Raw genomic sequence first — 227 nt, 5'->3', positions numbered from 1 at the left:
TTGGTGAGAAATTGGAGCGGCACACGAGGCTCGAACTCGTGACCTCAACCTTGGCAAGGTTGCGCTCTACCAACTGAGCTAGTGCCGCACAATAAGTTACTAGTTTTAAGTTACAAGCTTCAAGTTAGTTACTTTCCCCTTGAAACTTAAGCCAATTTCTTTTGGTGAGAAATTGGAGCGGCACACGAGGCTCGAACTCGTGACCTCAACCTTGGCAAGGTTGCGCT

Annotated in this window: 1 tRNA gene; it reads right to left on the bottom strand. The window is 48.0% G+C overall.

Annotated features, from left to right (window positions below):
• Positions 1-12: 12 nt before the first annotated feature.
• Positions 13-88, bottom strand: a tRNA-Gly gene (locus AN394_RS21485).
• Positions 89-227 lie beyond the last annotated feature (139 nt).

Source organism: Pseudoalteromonas sp. P1-26 (assembly GCF_001401795.1).
Taxonomy (GTDB): Bacteria; Pseudomonadota; Gammaproteobacteria; order Enterobacterales; family Alteromonadaceae; genus Pseudoalteromonas.
The sequence above is the reverse complement of the archived record's forward strand: the minus strand, read 5'-3'. Positions and strand labels throughout refer to the sequence as shown.